This is a genomic window from Streptomyces scabichelini (assembly GCF_011045015.1).
In the GTDB taxonomy this organism is placed as follows: Bacteria; Actinomycetota; Actinomycetes; order Streptomycetales; family Streptomycetaceae; genus Streptomyces; species Streptomyces scabichelini.
On sequence record NZ_JAAKZY010000001.1, the window covers coordinates 39,100 to 55,136 of the forward strand.

General features: G+C 71.4%; 13 protein-coding genes. 6 read left to right on the forward strand and 7 right to left on the reverse strand.

Translation table 11 applies throughout. From position 1 onward, the window contains the following. Window positions 1-83: 83 nt before the first annotated feature. Genes G5C60_RS00190 through G5C60_RS00200 form a run of 3 tightly spaced genes read right to left on the reverse strand, consistent with a single transcriptional unit; the run spans window position 84 to window position 4,746 of the window. The gene (locus G5C60_RS00190) at window positions 84-1,361 is read right to left on the reverse strand and encodes an extracellular solute-binding protein (protein WP_165254055.1); all 1,278 of its coding nucleotides are present in this window, start codon (window positions 1,359-1,361) and stop codon (window positions 84-86) included. Further along, on the reverse strand, window positions 1,358-2,575 hold the full coding sequence (locus G5C60_RS00195) for a hypothetical protein (RefSeq protein ID WP_165254056.1): 1,218 nt from the start codon (window positions 2,573-2,575) through the stop codon (window positions 1,358-1,360). Before G5C60_RS00195 ends, G5C60_RS00190 begins: the two co-directional genes overlap by 4 nt. Further along, on the reverse strand, window positions 2,479-4,746 hold the full coding sequence (locus G5C60_RS00200; protein WP_338145629.1) for a serine/threonine protein kinase: 2,268 nt from the start codon (window positions 4,744-4,746) through the stop codon (window positions 2,479-2,481). Before G5C60_RS00200 ends, G5C60_RS00195 begins: the two co-directional genes overlap by 97 nt. Window positions 4,747-4,973: 227 nt before the next feature. Between G5C60_RS00200 and G5C60_RS00205 the strand changes: the two genes are divergently transcribed. The 5 genes from G5C60_RS00205 (at window position 4,974) to G5C60_RS00225 (ending at window position 10,198) form a co-directional block, all read left to right on the forward strand. Then, window positions 4,974-5,573: a TetR/AcrR family transcriptional regulator gene (locus tag G5C60_RS00205; protein WP_241266372.1), complete on the forward strand. Its 600-nt coding sequence runs from the start codon at window positions 4,974-4,976 to the stop codon at window positions 5,571-5,573. A gap of 18 nt (window positions 5,574-5,591) precedes the next feature. Continuing rightward, window positions 5,592-6,563 (forward strand): SMP-30/gluconolactonase/LRE family protein, encoded by a 972-nt coding sequence (locus G5C60_RS00210; protein ID WP_165254057.1) that lies wholly within the window; start codon window positions 5,592-5,594, stop codon window positions 6,561-6,563. 122 nt (window positions 6,564-6,685) lie between these two features. Further along, entirely contained in the window at window positions 6,686-7,537 is an 852-nt protein-coding gene (locus G5C60_RS00215) for an SDR family NAD(P)-dependent oxidoreductase (RefSeq protein ID WP_165254058.1), read from the forward strand. A gap of 74 nt (window positions 7,538-7,611) precedes the next feature. Then, window positions 7,612-8,790, forward strand: coding sequence for an amino acid deaminase/aldolase (locus G5C60_RS00220; protein ID WP_165254164.1), 1,179 nt, complete (start codon window positions 7,612-7,614; stop codon window positions 8,788-8,790). Between the two features lie 64 nt (window positions 8,791-8,854). Continuing rightward, window positions 8,855-10,198: a D-arabinono-1,4-lactone oxidase gene (locus G5C60_RS00225; RefSeq protein WP_338145630.1), complete on the forward strand. Its 1,344-nt coding sequence runs from the start codon at window positions 8,855-8,857 to the stop codon at window positions 10,196-10,198. A gap of 63 nt (window positions 10,199-10,261) precedes the next feature. On the opposite strand, the gene G5C60_RS00230 is transcribed toward G5C60_RS00225, so the two are convergent. Next, window positions 10,262-11,053 (reverse strand): PIG-L deacetylase family protein, encoded by a 792-nt coding sequence (locus G5C60_RS00230; RefSeq protein ID WP_165254059.1) that lies wholly within the window; start codon window positions 11,051-11,053, stop codon window positions 10,262-10,264. 116 nt (window positions 11,054-11,169) lie between these two features. On the opposite strand from G5C60_RS00230, the gene G5C60_RS00235 reads away from it, so the two are divergent. Then, window positions 11,170-12,099 carry a TIGR03619 family F420-dependent LLM class oxidoreductase gene (locus G5C60_RS00235; protein WP_206438920.1) on the forward strand — a complete coding sequence of 310 codons (930 nt, stop codon included), beginning with the start codon at window positions 11,170-11,172 and terminating at the stop codon, window positions 12,097-12,099. Window positions 12,100-12,154: 55 nt separating this feature from the next. Here the strand turns inward: G5C60_RS00235 and G5C60_RS00240 are convergent, their stop codons facing one another. The 3 genes from G5C60_RS00240 to G5C60_RS00250 form a co-directional block, all read right to left on the reverse strand. Beyond that, window positions 12,155-13,792, reverse strand: a complete 1,638-nt coding sequence (locus tag G5C60_RS00240; protein WP_165254060.1) for a thiamine pyrophosphate-binding protein — start codon at window positions 13,790-13,792, stop codon at window positions 12,155-12,157. Continuing rightward, on the reverse strand, window positions 13,789-14,574 hold the full coding sequence (locus G5C60_RS00245) for a cyclase family protein (protein WP_165254061.1): 786 nt from the start codon (window positions 14,572-14,574) through the stop codon (window positions 13,789-13,791). The genes G5C60_RS00240 and G5C60_RS00245 overlap by 4 nt, the downstream gene beginning before the upstream one ends. A 97-nt stretch (window positions 14,575-14,671) precedes the next feature. After that, complete coding sequence (locus tag G5C60_RS00250) at window positions 14,672-15,979, reverse strand: ammonium transporter (protein WP_165254062.1); 1,308 nt, start codon at window positions 15,977-15,979, stop codon at window positions 14,672-14,674. Window positions 15,980-16,037 lie beyond the last annotated feature (58 nt).

The window sequence follows — 16,037 nt, forward strand, 5'->3', positions numbered from 1 at the left end:
GCTCGCGTCGGCGGAACCTGCCTAACCGCCGGCTTCGCCTACCGCCCGAACCGGCGCCCGAACCTGGCCGTCCGCCGCGCCCCTCATCCGCCGGGGCTCGCGCAGATGTCCTGCGGCGGGCGGAACGTGCGGTCGCCGCCTGAGTCCTCGGCCACCTGGACGCGTACGGTCTCCAGTTGCCGGAGCAGCGAGTCGAGGTGCTTGGCCGTGGGGTCGCGGAAGAACTCCAGCACCGCCCGGTAGAAGACGTCGCGCAGTTCGGGCGGCATCACGTCGGAGGCGTCGAAGCACAGGGTGCGGGCGCGTGAGGTGAGCAGGGAGTCGATCTCCTGCTCGATGGGGTCCGCGGACGTCGTCGGCGGCAGCCCGGCCGTGTCCGGGAACAGCGGCCGCACCGCCGGGTCCGCCTCCGCCCGCCAGCGCTCACGCCCGTCAGAGCTCGACAGCCGCTCCACCAGTTCCTGGGCCGCCGGATCGTCGCTGAAGACGGCGGCCATGTCACCCGCGACCTCGTACGCGTCCCGGTGTTCGGGCCGCCCGTGCAGGAAGCGGGCCGACGGCTCCACGCGGACGTCGTCGTCCGCGTACACGTACCGGATGAAGGCGTTCTGGTGCTCGTGGGTGCAGTCGAAGCCGGGCGAGGCGAGCAGTCCGCGCGGCTGCCCGTCGGGGCCGGGCGTGCCCTCGTACGACGTGGTCAGGGACCGCTCGATCGACTCCGGCGAGCGGTCGCCGAGCAGCCCCGCCCAGGTCGTCCAGGCGCGTTCGACGGCCGGGTCGCGCCAGTCGAGCCTGCCCGTGGCCCACTCGGTGTAGCGGGCGGGTCCCGCCTGGTGGAGCAGGATGTCCTCGATCCAGTCGGTGCCGGGCCAGCCCGAGGTGGCCTGCGAGGCGAGCCCCACGCACCACTCGGGGTCGTCGCTCGGTGTGCCCTCCTTGCTCCACACCAGGCTCTTCACATCGACCTTCAGCGGCACCCAGTACGTACGCCGTCTGCTGTCCACGAGGAGGGTCGGCGCCCATGGCGGGTAGGCGCGCTCGGCGGTCTCCTCGGCGAGGGGTTTCAGCTGGTCGCGGCGGGCGTACTCGGTGAGTTCGCCGATGCTGTTGAGGATCGCCACGTCCGGCGGGGCGCCCGCCTCCAGCTGCGAGACGAGGGTTTCGCGCAGGGACCGGGTGCCTTCGTACGTGTACGTCCGGCCGGTCCCGTCGTCCAGCTTCTTCAGGGCGGCTTCGAAGGCCTCGCCCTCCTTGCCGGTCCACGGGCCGAGGACGACGAGCGGGTCGGGGGTGTCCGAGGTGCAGCCGGGGACTAGGACGAGGAGGCAGGCCGCGAGGAGGACACGCAGGACGCGGCTCATGAGACGGCTCCCGGGCGGGTGACCACGAGGTACTCGCGGCGGTACGCGTGCAGGGCGCCGCCGGCGAGGGCCGCTGAGGCCAGGCCCGCGGGGAACACGAACCGGGCCGCTCCGTCCAGGAAGGCGAGCCGTCCGTCGGCCAGGTCGTCGTCGATGCGGGACTCCAGGACGTCGATGGCCTGCGGGTCGGGGCCGTCGAAGGGGCGCTCCTCGGCGACCGTTTCGGTCTCCGGCGAGGTCCGCTCGGCGAGCGTGTCCGCGACCGGGACGGCCTCGTCCTGGGCGTGCTTGGCGAGCAGCGCGTCGGCCGTCAGGAGCGGTACGGCGAGCAGCGGCAGGGCGGCGGCCGCGAGGGGGATGCTGAGCCGGATGCGGAAGCGGCGGCGCAGGAAGGTCAGGGTGCGCCAGAGCCCGGCGGCGAGCAGCACGAAGGCGAGCCCGGACACGACCGCGGCGGCGATCACGCCACCGCCCCAGGCGGCCCGGTGCGCGAGCCGTTCGCGCAACTGCCGCTCCAGGCCCGACACCCGGTCCACGATCGTGGTCGCGCCGGAGCCGGTCGCGGCCGGGCACGCCGGGTAGCGGTCCCCGTCGTCCGCGGCGGCCTGCCGCGAGCAGAGCATGCTGCGCGCGTACGTCAGCTCGGCGTCCCGCAGGACCGGGTCGGTCACATGCCCCTGGGCCCGGCCGATCCAGCCCGTGTAGTCCACGACCAGCGCGGACACCACGCGCAGCCGCTGCTCCTCGGCGACGGTCAGCGCCCCGCTGCGGGTGACCTGGTTCAGGCTCTGTGTCGCCCGCGCGATCCGTGTCCGGTGCCGCTCGCTGAGTCCGCTGAGCTCCGCGGACAGCCCCTCGTCGAGGCTCGTCTCGGCCTCACCCTGCGCGATGAGCAGCGAGGCCCTGGCGTCCGCGAGGTCGACGAGCGCGGGCGCCACCCGGTCGCGTACGTGGGCGGAGTCGCCGCGCACACCCGCGTAGGCCCAGCCGAACGTCCCGAAGGCCACCACGGCGAGCAGCGGCAGCGCGACGAGCCGGTCCCGCAGATACGCGCGGTTGCGGCGGCCGGTGGTCGACGGCCAGGCGTAGCGCCCGATGCGGCGGGCGAGTTCGGCGGCTACGGCGGCAGCTGCCGGTACGAGGCGGACGGCGGCCTGTGCGAGGACACGGAGGCGATCGTGCGGAGCCAGTCGGCGACTCTCTTCCCGAGCCATGGGCTGTCCCTGTGGTGTCGGAAGGCGAGCGGGCGGACTTCGTAGGCGCGGTCGAGCAAGGTCTCGGCGACGGCCTCGTCGCCGAGGGCGGCGGAGCGGGCGGCCTGGTGGGCGAGGGCGAGGTAGAGCCGGGAGAGGTCCTTGCGCAGGCCGGGCTCATCGGCCGGGACCGCGAGCCGTGGGTCGGCGCCGGCGGCCAGCTCGGTGAGTCCCTCCTCGTCGAGGGCAGCCCGGGCTAGCGCACCCTGCACGGCCTCCCAGACCTCCGCGGTCATACGGATCCGGGCCTGGGCGTCGGTCAGTCCGTGCGCGTGGAACAGCAGGGCGAGCCGCTCCATTACCTCGCGCAGCCGCCCCGCCACCTCACCGTTGCGCCCGGTGGTCCGTACGTACTCGACCCCGATGCGCACGGCCGCCGTACGGGCGGCGGTCCGGTGCCGTGAGTGCTGCGGCACCGCGTCCAGCGCTCGTACGGCCTCCTCCCGCGCCCGTTCGCCGCCCAGCTCGAGGCGGGCCCGCGCGGCGCCGAAGGCCGCGCTGCCCAGCGACGGGTTGCGCAGCCGCACCGCCTCGTAGAACGTGAGCGCCTCCTGCCGGTGGCCGAGTTGCTCGGCGCAGTATCCGAGGGCCAGCTTCGGCGCGTACTCCCCTGGGATCGACGCGTACACCCGGTCGAAGTGCCGCCAGGCCGCGTCCACTTGGTCCCGGGCGAGCGCGAGCAGCCCGCGGTGCCAGTCCAGCCGCCAGTCGTTCAGGGCGCGTTCGGGGCCGATCGACTGCTCGGCGGCCCACAGCGCCCGCTCGGCGGCCTCGGGACCGTCGCCCGTCGCCCTCAAACGCAGACGGCAGCGCAGCAGATGGACCTCCGTGGAGTCCCGCCAGTCCCCGGTGTGCTGGAGCAGCGCCTCCGGGGCGAGGTCGGCCAGCCTGCTCAGCTCGGCATGGTGCTCGTCGTGCGGGTCGGGCCGCGGGACGGGCAGCCGCTGTGCGGCCTCGGCGGGCGACGGCGGAGCGTACGGGGCCGAGGCGCCCGGCGTGGCCCAGCGCGCGAGGGGCGGCGCGGATCCGAGCGCGCCGTCGAGCGCGTACGCCGACTGGAGGAAGAGCGGCGACGGTTCGAAGGTCTCCGTGCCGGTCCGCAGCGACCTCAACTCCCGGAAGACTCCGCGCAGTTGCTCCTGCATCTCCCGTGCGTCGGCGAACCGTTCGGTCCGCTCGCTGCGGGTCGCGCGGTGCAGCACACGGGCGAGCGAGACGAGGCCGAGCCCGCGGGGAGGGGGAGTGGTCATCTCTTCGGCCGCCGGGACGGCGGAGGTGGCAAGGGTGCCGAGGTCGCCAAGCTCTCTCAGGTCCTGTGGCGAGGAGCCGAGACCGCTCAGCCGCCGCAGCGTCTCGCCGAGGCTGAACAGGTCGTCCTGGCCGGTGGACTCGCCGTTCGGGCCCACGGTCGGGGCGCGGAACCCGTCCGTCGTCAGACCTGGCAGCCCGGCCGTGCGGACACTCCCCACGTCGATGATCTTCGTGGCGGTGCCGTCGTGCATGACGTTGTCCGGCTTCAGGTCGCCGTAGACCTTGCCGGGCCGGTCGGCGTGCAGGTGGCCGAGCGCGGACAGGATCCGTACGCCGTACGCGAGGACGAACTCGTGGAAGCGGCTGCCGCCGAACTCCGCCGGAGTCACCTGCGCCCGTGCCCGCACCTCCTCCAGCGTGAGCCCGTCCACGTACTGGAGGACGAGGAAGTCGCCGACCTCGGGGTGATGACCGTAGTTGAAGACGCGGATGATGTCGTCGTGGCTGAGGTCGACCAGGGCCCGCCGCTCCCGGGCCAGGGCACCCGCCGCGAACGCCAGGTGCTCGGGGTGCAGGATCTTGATGGCGACCTCGCGGTCGTCGACCTTGGTGTCGAGCGCGAGGTAGACCTCGCCCATCCCGCCGTAGCCGAGCGGCCGGATGAGCCGGTACTGCCCGGCGAGCAACTGCCCGGGGGGCAGCGGCAGATCGTCCGGGGCGCCGCCCAGCGACACCGCGCGTTCGAGGAGGGTGATCGTGGGCAGCAGGGTCGGATCGGGGTGTTCCTCGGGGAGTTCGACGCGCGCGGCCCGCAGGGGCGCCGCCGGCGCGACGACGAACGGGCCGAACGATCCGCCGGAGTCCGCCGGTTCAGCGGACACGCGCCTGTACGCATCCCCCATCATGTGTCCTCAGCATAGGGCGCGCGGCGGGGAATGACTCCTTGCGTGCCATGTGCGGAGGGTGAGGTGACCGGGGGCGGGCGACGGACGGGACCTCAAGTGCGCTTCGCCGGGCTGCCGGGCGTACCCGCGCATGTTGGTCAATCGTCCAAGACACTGCGATAGCATGCCGGTACGCATTCACCCTTGAAGGAGCGGCGGCCGGAATGTCTCGCATGGCAGCGAAGGACCGACGGGAGCAGCTGATCGCCGCCGCGATCCGCGTCATGGTCCGCGACGGCGTCACCAAGGCCACGACACGCGCCATCGTCAACGAGGCGAGCATGCCGCTCGGCGTCTTCCACTACTGCTTCCACTCGCGGGAGGAACTCCTGCAAGAGGTCATCACCCGCCTCACGGACAGCAGCGTCGCCAAGGCCAGGGACGTGTTCGCGGCGGAGGGCGACCTCGGCACGCGCGTCACCAGGACCCTGTTCACCTTCTGGGAGGGCGTGGAACTCAGCCCGGGAGAACACCAGGTGGGGTACGAACTCACCCACTACGCCCTGCGCCAGGCCGGGTTCGGGGAACTGGCTCGCCGGCAGTACGACCACTACCTCGAAGTCCACCAGGAGTTCCTCACGCAAGCCGCCGAGAGCGCGGGGATCCGGTGGACCGTGCCCCTTCCCGTCCTGGCCCGCTATCTCAACGCGGTACTGGACGGCGTGACGCTGTGCTGGCTGGTCGACCACGACAGCGAGCACAGCCGTGAGGTCCTGCGCCTGACGGGCGAGCACCTGATGACCCTCGTCAGCAAGGACGAGTGACCTCGAGGAGTCCCTGGAATGCGACGGACGGCAGCGGTCGCCTTGAGCGGCTTCGGTGTTCCCGAGTCATTGCGCTGGTACGACGGAGCCCTGTGGTTCTCCGATCTCGCCCACGGAACGGTGCACCGCTGGGACGGCAGCGGGGAGGCGGAGACCGTCGTCAAGGTCCCAGGCCGGGCCGGCGGGCTCGGCCGGCTTCCGGACGGCCGCATGCTCGTCGTCTCGATGGACGGGGGCTGCGTCTACCGCCTGGAGCCGGACGGCGAACTGGCCGAACACGCGGATCTGCGGCACCTCGTCGGCGGCCCGGTCAACGACATGCTCGTCGACCCGCAGGGACGCGCCTACGTCGGCAACTTCGGCTTCGACTACCACGCGTTCGTACGCAAGCACCCCAACTCCATGCTCTACGCGCCACCCGGCCCTCCGAAGACGCCGATCGCCTGCCTCGCCCCGGACGGGACACTTCTGGGCCTGACGGAGCCGATGCTCTTCCCGAACGGCTGCCTCCTCACGGCCGACGGCACCACGCTGGTGGCGGCCGAGACCCTGGCCATGCGGCTCACCGCCTTCCCCGTACGCCCCGACGGCACTCTCGGCACACCACGGCTGTGGGCTCCGCTGATCTCACCGCTGCTGTGGCACTTGGTGAACCATCCCGGCTCTGTCGGCCGGATGACCCGCAGAGTCTCGGCGCTCCTGGACCATCCGGCCGTGGCCAAGCGCTCGGCCTCGCCGATCGCGCCGGACGGCATCGCCTGGGACAGCGACGGAGAGACGATCTGGGTCGCCAACGCGCTGCGCGGTGAATGCGTGCGCGTGGCCGAGGGCGGTCGCGTACTCGATCGCGTCAGGACGAGCCAGAACACCCTGAGCTGTCTGGTCGCCGGACGGGACGGGCGCACCCTGTTCGCCGCGACCGTTCCGACCGACGATCCGGTGCGCGCCGCCGAGCTGGGCGGCGGCCGCATCGAGATGTGCCGGCTGTGAATCGCCACATGCGGCGGCTGTGACTCGCCACATGTGTCGGTGGTGAATCGCCTCGTAACGACCGCGTTCAATCTCGCTTCGGACACTTGACTTGGACGTCTGACCGAGAGGAGGCTGCGGCCATGAGCCGAACGTCTGACAAGGACAAGGTCATTCTCGTGACCGGCGCGGCCACCGGAATCGGCGCCGCGATCGCGGATCTGGCGGTCGCTCGCGGCCATCGTGTGATGCTGACCGACGTCGACGAGGAGGCTGTGCGGACGCGCGCCCGGGGTCTGGGTCCGGGCGGCCGTGCCGCGGCCTGCGTACTGGACATCCGGGATCCCGATGCCTGGATCAAGGCGTTCGAGGCGGCCGAAGCCGAGTTCGGGGCCGTCGACGTCCTGGTCAACAACGCGGGCATCATCCACACCGGGCACGCGCGGGACCTCAGCACCCGACAGCACCGCGACATCGTCGAGGTCAACCTGCTCGGCACCATCACGGGCGTGTGCACGGCACTCGAGCGCATGACCGCACAGGGCCACGGTCACATCATCAACGTCTGCAGCATGACGTCGTTCCTGCCGCTGCCCGGATACGCCACCTACTGCGGCACGAAGTACGGCCTGCGGGCCTTCCACCACAGCGTCGCCCTGGAGGAACGCGACGGGCCGCTGGACTTCACGATCATCCATCCGCCGTCCACCCGGACGAAGATGCTCGAACAGGAGATGGCCGACCCCGCCTGCGCCATCTCCTTCGCCGAAAAGGCCTACGTACCAGAGCAGTTGGCCAGGACCGTCGTCGACGCGATCGCGTCCAAGCCGGTCGAGGTGGTGTTCCCGCCGCTGGCCGGACGCGTCCAGCGGATCGCCGGAGTGTTTCCCCGCCTGATGCGGTGGGCGATCCCCCTCGCCGAGGCCAGGGGCAGGCGCATTCGGGAACGACGGATCGCGGGCAACGTGAACAACCCGGAAAGGGTGCAGTTGTGAGCACACCTGCGGCGTCCCGGCCGCCGGACCTGAAATCGGCCGCCTCCGCCATCGTCGGCCTGAGCGAGGTACGGATGGCCCAACTGAACCGGGCCACCGAGCACTTGGATCCGCCGTTCGCCGTGGTGGACCTGGACGCCTTCGACGCCAACGCCGCCGATCTCGCACGCCGGACGGGCGGCCGCGCCACCATCCGCCTGGCCAGCAAGTCGGTCCGCAGCCGCCATCTGATGCGGCGCGCTGTCCAACGACAGGGCTACCGCGGCATTCTCGCCTTCACCCTGCCCGAAGCCCTGTGGCTGGCCGGGGAGCACACGGACGTGGTCATCGGCTATCCGACCACGGACCGCACCGCGTTGAAGCATCTGGCGAAGGACGAGCGCGCGGCCTCACGCATCACGCTCATGGTCGACTCCATCGGCCAACTGGACTTCATCGACGACGTAGTCGGCGCTGCCCGGCCCGACCTCCGCGTCTGCATCGACCTGGACGCCTCGCTGGAACTGGCCGGCGGCCGCCTCCATCTGGGCCCGTACCGCTCCCCCGTGCACACCCCGCGGCAGGCCGCGGCACTCGCCGGGGCGATCGCGGGCCGGCCCGGGTTCCACCTGGCCGGGATCATGTCCTACGAGGGCCAGATCGCCGGTCTCGGTGACAACCAGCCCGGTTCTCCCCTCAAGCGGGCCGCGCTCCGCGCCATGCAGCGCTTCTCCGCCCGGGAGTTGGCCGACCGGCGTGCCGCTGCCATCGCCACGGTCGAGGCCGTCGCACCGCTGGAGTTCGTCAACGGCGGCGGCACCGGCTCCATCGAGCAGACCGCGTCCGAGCACGTGATCACCGAGATCGGCGCCGGTTCGGGTCTCTACGGGCCGGGACTGTTCGACTTCTACCGGCACTTCCGTCCCCGGCCCGCGGCCTACTTCGTCATGCCGGTCGTACGCCGCCCGACCGCCAGGATCGCCACCGTTCTCGGCGGCGGCTGGGTCGCCTCGGGACCGGCCGGCCGCGACCGTCTGCCCACCCTGAGCTGGCCCCAGGGTCTGCGGATGAACCCCTTGGAAGGCGCGGGCGAGGTCCAGACGCCGGTGCTCGGCAAGGCGGCGCACGGACTGCGGCTCGGCGACCACGTGTGGTTCCGGCACGCCAAGGCGGGCGAGCTGTGCGAGCGCGTGAACACGCTCCATCTGGTGTCGGGCACACAGATCGTCGACCAGGTCCCGACGTACCGCGGCGAGGGACACGCCTTCCTCTGACCAGGCCCCCAGCGGCGTGACACCACCGCTCGTCCAGCATCCGAAGCAAGCAGGAAGGAAGGTCGTGGAGACAACCCGCTACCGCACGCCCGGAGAAAAGGCGCCCGAGCACAGGAGCGTGTGGCGGAACTGGGCCGGGAACGTCACAGCCCGGCCGGTCCGCGAGGTCTCTCCCGCCTCGGCCGAGGAGCTCTGCGCCGTCGTACGCGACGCGGCCGAGGACGGCCTGGCGGTGAAACCCGTCGGCAGCGGCCACTCCTTCACCCCTGCCGCCGCGACCGACGGCGTACTGATACGGCCCGACCGCCTCACCGGCATCCGCGCCATCGACCGCGAGTCCGGCACGGTGACCGTGGAGGCGGGTACTCGGCTCAGGACACTGAACATGGCCCTGGCCCGGGAGGGCCTGTCGCTCACGAACATGGGCGACATCATGGAGCAGACCGTCTCGGGCGCCATCAGTACGGGCACCCACGGCACGGGCCGCGGCTCGGCCGCGATCGCGGCACAGGTGCGCGGCCTTGAACTGGTACTGGCGGACGGCTCGTTACTCACCTGCTCCGAGGAGGAGAACCCGGAGGTCTTCGCCGCGGCCCGAATCGGTCTTGGCGCGCTGGGAGTCGTCAGCGCGGTCACCTTCGCCGTGGAACCGCTCTTCCTCCTCACCGCGCGCGAGGCGCCGATGAGGTTCGACGAGGTCACCGCGGCCTTCGACGAACTCCACGCGGAGAACGAGCACTTCGAGTTCTACTGGTTCCCGCACACCGGGAACTGCAACACCCTGCGCAACAACCGCAGTGCGGGCCCATTCGACCCGGTGGGCCGGTTCAGCGGCTGGTTCGAGGACGAGTTTCTCTCCAACGGCGCTTTCCAGGTGGCCAATTCGCTGGGGCGTGCCGTGCCGGGCGCCGTCCCGGCGATCGCGAAGATCTCCAGCCGGGCCCTTTCCGCGCGCACGTACACGGACCTTGCGTACAAGGTGTTCACGAGCCCGCGCCGGGTGCGCTTCACAGAGATGGAGTACGCCGTCCCGCGCGAGGCCCTGGTCGAAACCCTGCGGGAGCTGAAGGCCATGGTCGACCGCTCGGATCTGCGGATCAGTTTCCCCGTCGAGGTCCGTACGGCACCCGCGGACGACATCACGCTCTCCACGGCGTCGGCCCGCGAGAGCGCCTACATCGCCGTCCACATGTACCGGGGCACTCCGTACCACCAGTACTTCGCGGCCGCGGAGCGCATCTTCACCGCGCACGACGGACGGCCGCACTGGGGCAAACTGCATACGCGCGACGCCGACTACCTCTCCAAGGCGTACCCGCGCTTCAACGAATTCACCGCACTGCGCGACCGCCTCGATCCGGACCGGCGCTTCGGCAACGCCTACCTGCGCCGGGTCCTGGGCGACTGACCCGGGCAAAATTTCCGGACACGGGCGGATACGGGCCGGGGGGCGGGACCTCGGCTCTTTACGTCACTGTTCCCAGGGCGGAGGCCCCTCGAAGGCGAGTTGGTGTACGTCGAAGAGGACCGCGGCGTCGACGCCGAGTGCGGGTCCGGCCATTTTGGCCGCCCACGTCAGGAAGGCGCGGGGTTCGAAGCCCTGCGCCCCCAGCCCTTTGGTGTACTCGGCATGGGCGTTCAGTGAGGCGATGCCCCGCTCCAGAGGCTCACCGGTGACGTCCACGCCGTGGGTGGGCCTCTCGGCACCCGCGAGACACACGCAGCGGACTCCGCCCCAGGGTTCGAGGCCCTCCTCGGCGAGCTCCGGGAAGATCCAGCGGTTGCCCGCGTCCCGCGCCGCGTCCAGCGCGGCGAGGCCCACCGCACGGTGGTCGGCCTGGTTGGTCACTCCGGCCACCATGCGCACGGTGAACGCGCCCGACACCACGACCTCGGGCCGGTGGCGGCGGATCGCCCGCACGATGTCACGGCGCAACGCCGGGCCGTACTCGACGACGCCGTCGGGATGGTCGAGGAACTCCACCGCGTCCACACCGACTTCGCGAGCGCCGGCCCGCTCCTCGTCCTCGCGCAACGGCGCCGCCCGGTCGGGGTGCAGCCCGTCGATGCCCGCCTCGCCCCGCGTGGCGAGCAGATACGTGACCTGCTTGCCCTGGGCCGTCCACCGGGCCACGGCAGAGGCCGTCCCGTACTCGATGTCGTCGGGGTGCGCCGCCACAGCCAGGCAGCGCTCCCAGTCCTCCGTCAGCGGCGGCAGCGCGGTCCCCGCGGCGAATCCGCCCGTGTCATCGAGAGTCGTCATATCTCACATCATGATGGCTCCGGCACGTCGACCGACAGGGGCGCGTACGGCAGCGATGAGTTTTCGTCAGCGGCCGGGTCTGTTCTCACAACGGATCCGCGACGGACGAGGAGCAGATGATGGTGCAGATCGGTGCCGCCCTTCCGAGTGCCGGTGTCGGAGCGTCGGCCGATGCCCTGGCCGGTGTTGCCCAGGCCGCCGAGCGGATGGGGCTCGGCAGTGTGTGGACGTACGAGCGACTGCTGCGGCCGACGCAGCCGATCCCGATGGGTGGTGCAGGCGGGCCGGTCATGTCGGGCCCGCCGGAGTGGGCCGACGCCTACGACCCCATCGAGACGCTGGCCTACGTGGCGGCGAAGACGGAGAGCATTCGGCTCGGCACCAGCGTGGTCGCGGCACTGCTGCACGGCCCGGTCGTGCTGGCGCGGCGGCTGGCCACCCTCGACCGGCTGAGCGGCGGCCGGCTCATGGCCGGGCTCGGCCAGGGCTGGATGGAGCAGGAGTTCACCGCGGCGGGTGTGCCGATGGCCAGGCGTGGCGCCGGGTTCGAGGAGCACCTCGAGGTCATGCGCGCGGTCTGGGGGCCCAACCCGGTGCGCCACGACGGCCGGTTCTACCGGGTCCCGGAGAGCGAGATCGGGCCGAAGCCGGTACGGCCCGGCGGCCCGAGCGTCCTCGTCGGTGCTGCCACCCCGCCGGCGGTCGACCGGGCGGCCCGGCTCGGCCTCGGCCTCTGCCTCGTCGTCTTCGACTGGGACGCCCTGCGCGGCACCGTCGCGGCGTATCGCCGCACGGCCGAGGCGGCCGGGCACGACGTCGCGTCGCTGCCGCTCGTGGTGCAGGTGAACGGCGCCGTGACCGGTGGCGGCGCGGTCGACGAGCGGGCACCCCTCACCGGCGCGGTCGAGCAGGTCGCCGACGACCTCATCGAGCTCGACCGGCTCGGGGCGGACCACGTCTTCTGGTTGATGATCGACCAGGACGAGCAGCTCGATGTACTGGGCCGGCTCGGCGAGGCGTACGCCGAACGCTCCGGCGGCTCCTGACCCGCACGGCGACTCCTGACGGTCACTCTCGCCCGCGGCCACTCAACCCCACAGGTCAGTGGCCGTGGAACGCCTCCTCCAGCCACCAGGCCCCGTGATCGCGTACCACCTTGGCGTCGATGAGCAGGGGCGCGGATCGTGGCCCGGCGACCCAGTCCTCGACGGCCTTCAGGTCAGTGCGCGTGCGCACGGTCACTGCTTCGAAGCCATATCCCCGGGCCACGGCGGCGATGTCCGTCGGCGGGAACTCGACCGTGTCGAGCGGGTGTCCGTCGGGCCCGAAGTGGTGCACCTCCGCTCCGTAGGCGTCGTCGTTGTACACGACGACCACCATCGGCAGCCCGAGCCGGCGCACCGTGTCGAGTTCGGCGGCGCCCATCAGCGCCCCGCCGTCCCCGAGCGCGGCCACGGGAAGCCGGTCCGGCTGTGCCAGCGCCGCACCGATCGTGGTCGCAAGGCCCAGACCGATCGACTGGAACGCCTGGGTGAAGCAGAAGCCGTCCTGGTCCGGCACCAACAGGTACATGCTCGGGTAGCCCATGAAGTTGCCCGAGTCCACGCCGATCACCCGCTCACCGGGAAGGATGTCGTCCAGGGCGATGCTCAGCGTTCGCGGGTCGATCCGCTCGCGGCTGCTCGTGTCCTCGTACGGCACATCCCGCCGGCGCACGCGCTCGGCGATGGCCGTGGCGATGTCGGCGCTCCGGTAACCCTGCCGTGGCCCGCCGCCGGTCTCGAGCAGGCGCCGCGCCGTGAGTTCCACATCTCCGGTGACGCCGAGATGCACCTCCCGGTGCGTGCCGAGCGCCGACGCGTCGTCGTCGACCTGTACGACGGTCGCCTCCGGACCGATGAGCCGGCCGTGCCGCATCGTCCACATGTTCAGCGCGCAGCCCCAGCCCACGATGACGTCCGCCGCTTGAATGAGCTCGGCTGCCAGGGGCGACGAGAAGCCTCCGGACACGTCGAGGGACCACGGGTTGCCGTGGAACAGTCCGCGGGCGACGGCCGATGTGGCCAGCAGTGCACCGTGGCGCTCGGCGAGTGCCGTGAGGGCGTCCCGGCCACCACGTGTGCGTGATCCGCGGCCGGCCACGAAGACCGGTCGTCGAGCCCGCTCGAGCACCTCCGCCAACGCCGTCACGTCGGACGCGGCCGGCTCAACGGCCCGTCGTGCAGGCGGCGGCGCCGGGATCGGCGCGCCGTCGGGCATGTCCAGAGTCTGCACCTCCAACGGGAGGTTGAGCAGCACGGTGCGCCGTTCGTGCAGGGCTCGCCGCATCGCCTCGCAGGCCTGCTCTACGGCGTCCTCCGCCGACGTCACCCGCGCCGTGGCCGCGCCCACCGCGCGGGCCAGTGCCTCCTGGTCGACGTGGAAGTTGGACGTCGGCCGGGTCACCTCGGCCGCCAGTACGAGGAGCGGGGTACGGCTCTTGGCCGCCTCGGCGACACCGGTGACGGCGTTCGTCAGGCCAGGTCCCTGATGCACGCTCAGCGCAGCCACCGTGCCGCTCATCCGCGCGTAGGCGTCGGCCATGGTCGCGGCGCCGCCCTCGTGGCGTGCGGCGACGAACCGCGAGCCCGCCGCGACCATCGCGTTGGTCAGATGGAAGTTGCCCGAACCCACCACGCCGAACACATGGCTGATCCCGGACGCGGACAACGCCCGGCCGACGGCTTCCGCGACCTTCATCGCCGCTCCACCAGCGCGAGCACCCGCGCGGGAGCCCCGGACCCCGTGACGATGGGCAGCGGTCCCGCGATGACGACGGCGCCGGTCGCCGGCAGCACCGCCAGGTTCTGCAACTGGGTCAGCCCGTACTTGTCGCTGCCCATGAGGTAGGAGTGGCACGGGAAGGCCGGGTCGAACCCGTGCGCACGGCCGGCGTCGGTGCCCACCGTCTCGACACCGAGCCCGATCACCGGCGACTCCTGCGCCACCCAACGGGCGCAGTCCGGCGAAAGACCGGGGGTGTGCGGGCCGTTCTCGTCCGCGTTGAGGAACGTCTCCTGCGAGTGCGAGCGGACGTCCCAGCCTGTGCGCAGGAGCAGCCAGCCGCCCTCCGGCAGCGGCCCGTTCACGGCTTCCCACGCCTTCACGTGCTCGACCTCGACGAGGAAGTCCGGATCGTGCTTCGCCTCGGCGCTGAAGTCCAGCACGACCGCCGGTGCGATCAGCCGACGCGACGGCACCGAGGCCACGTCGGCGAGGTCCTTCCCGGTGACCCAGTGGTTGGGAGCGTCGAAGTGGGTGCCGGTGTGCTCACCACTGCGGAAGTTGTTCCAGTACCAGGCCGGCCCCCGGTCGTCGTACCTGCTGATCTCCTCCAGTGCGAAGGTGGCGGTCTGGCCGAACTCGGGCGGCAGCTGGATCACCGGTGTCGACGACGACAACGGCGACGTGAGGTCGACGACTTCTATCGACCCGCTGCGCAACCCGGACACCAGTGCGGTGAGAACGGACGGCTCGGACATGGATGCCTCCCGGGAGGGTGCTGGGACTGACAGCACTGACAGCATCGCAGTCCGATACGGCGGCCGCTCCGGGTCGCGCAGCTTGGCCTCTCGTCCGCTAGCCCGCGGAGGCAGGTGTGGGTGCCGGGGCGGTCGGGGCGGTGACCGGGGAGTGGTTGAGGTCGTAGGCGCTCTCGGCGTGCAGGTGGGTGTCGACGCCTTCCTGTTCGACCTCGGGGCGGACCCGCAGGCCCATCGTCTTGTCCAGGGCCTGGGCGATGAGCCAGGTCACGCCGAAGGAGTACAGCATGACGGCGAAGGCACCGACGGCCTGCTTGCCGAGGAGACCGAGACCGCCGCCGTAGAGGAGGCCGTCGACGCCGTTGGGGGCGTCCGCCGTGGCGAGGATGCCGACCAGCAGCGTTCCGGTGAGGCCGCCGACGAGGTGGATGCCGACCACGTCCAGGGAGTCGTCGTAGCCGAACTTGTACTTCAGGCCGACGGCGAGGGCGCAGACCGCGCCGCCGATGGCGCCGAGGGCGAGGGCGCCGACCGGGGAGACCGCGCCGCAGGACGGGGTGATGGCGACCAGACCGGCGATGGCTCCGGACGCGGCGCCGAGGCTCGTGGGGTGACCGTCGCGGAGCTTCTCGACGAGGAGCCAGCCGAGCATCGCGGAGCACGTCGCTGTGAAGGTGTTGAGGACGACGACGGACGCGGCGTTGGAGGAGGTGAGCGCGGAGCCGCCGTTGAAGCCGAACCAGCCGAACCACAGCAGGCCCGCGCCGAGCATCACCAAGGGCAGGTTGTGGGGCCGTTCCCCGTTCTTCGCGTTCTTCTGCCAGCCGATGCGTCTGCCCAGGACGATGATCATCGCCAGGGCTGCCGCACCGGAGTTGATGTGGACGGCGGTGCCGCCCGCGAAGTCGATGGCGCCGAGCTTGTTGACGATCCAGCCGCCGACGACGTCCTCGCCGTCGAAGGCGAACACCCAGTGGGCGACCGGCAGATACACCAGCGTCACCCAGATTCCGGTGAAGGCCAGCCACGCCCCGAACTTGATGCGGTCCGAGATCGCACCGCAGATCAGGGCGGCGGTGAGCGCCGCGAAGAGGGCCTGGAAGGCGGCGAAGACGGAAAGCGGGATGGTGGCCTTCGGGTCGTCCTTGATGACGTCGCTCAGGCCGAAGTACTCGGTGACGTCACCCAGTACTCCGGCGCCGCCGAGTGAGTCGCCGAACGAGGCCGAGTAGCCGTAGACGACCCAGATGCAGCCGACCAGGGCGACGGCTCCGAAGGTCATCATGATCATGTTCAGGACGCTCTTGGCGGCGACCATGCCGCCGTAGAAGAGGGCGAGCCCCGGCACCATCAGGCAGACGAGTGCCGTGCTCGCGAGCATCCAGGCGGTACTTCCGGTATCCATGCGCACGCTCCGCGAAGTGGTCCAGCAGAAGGAAACGACGTTTCACCGCAGTAGACCG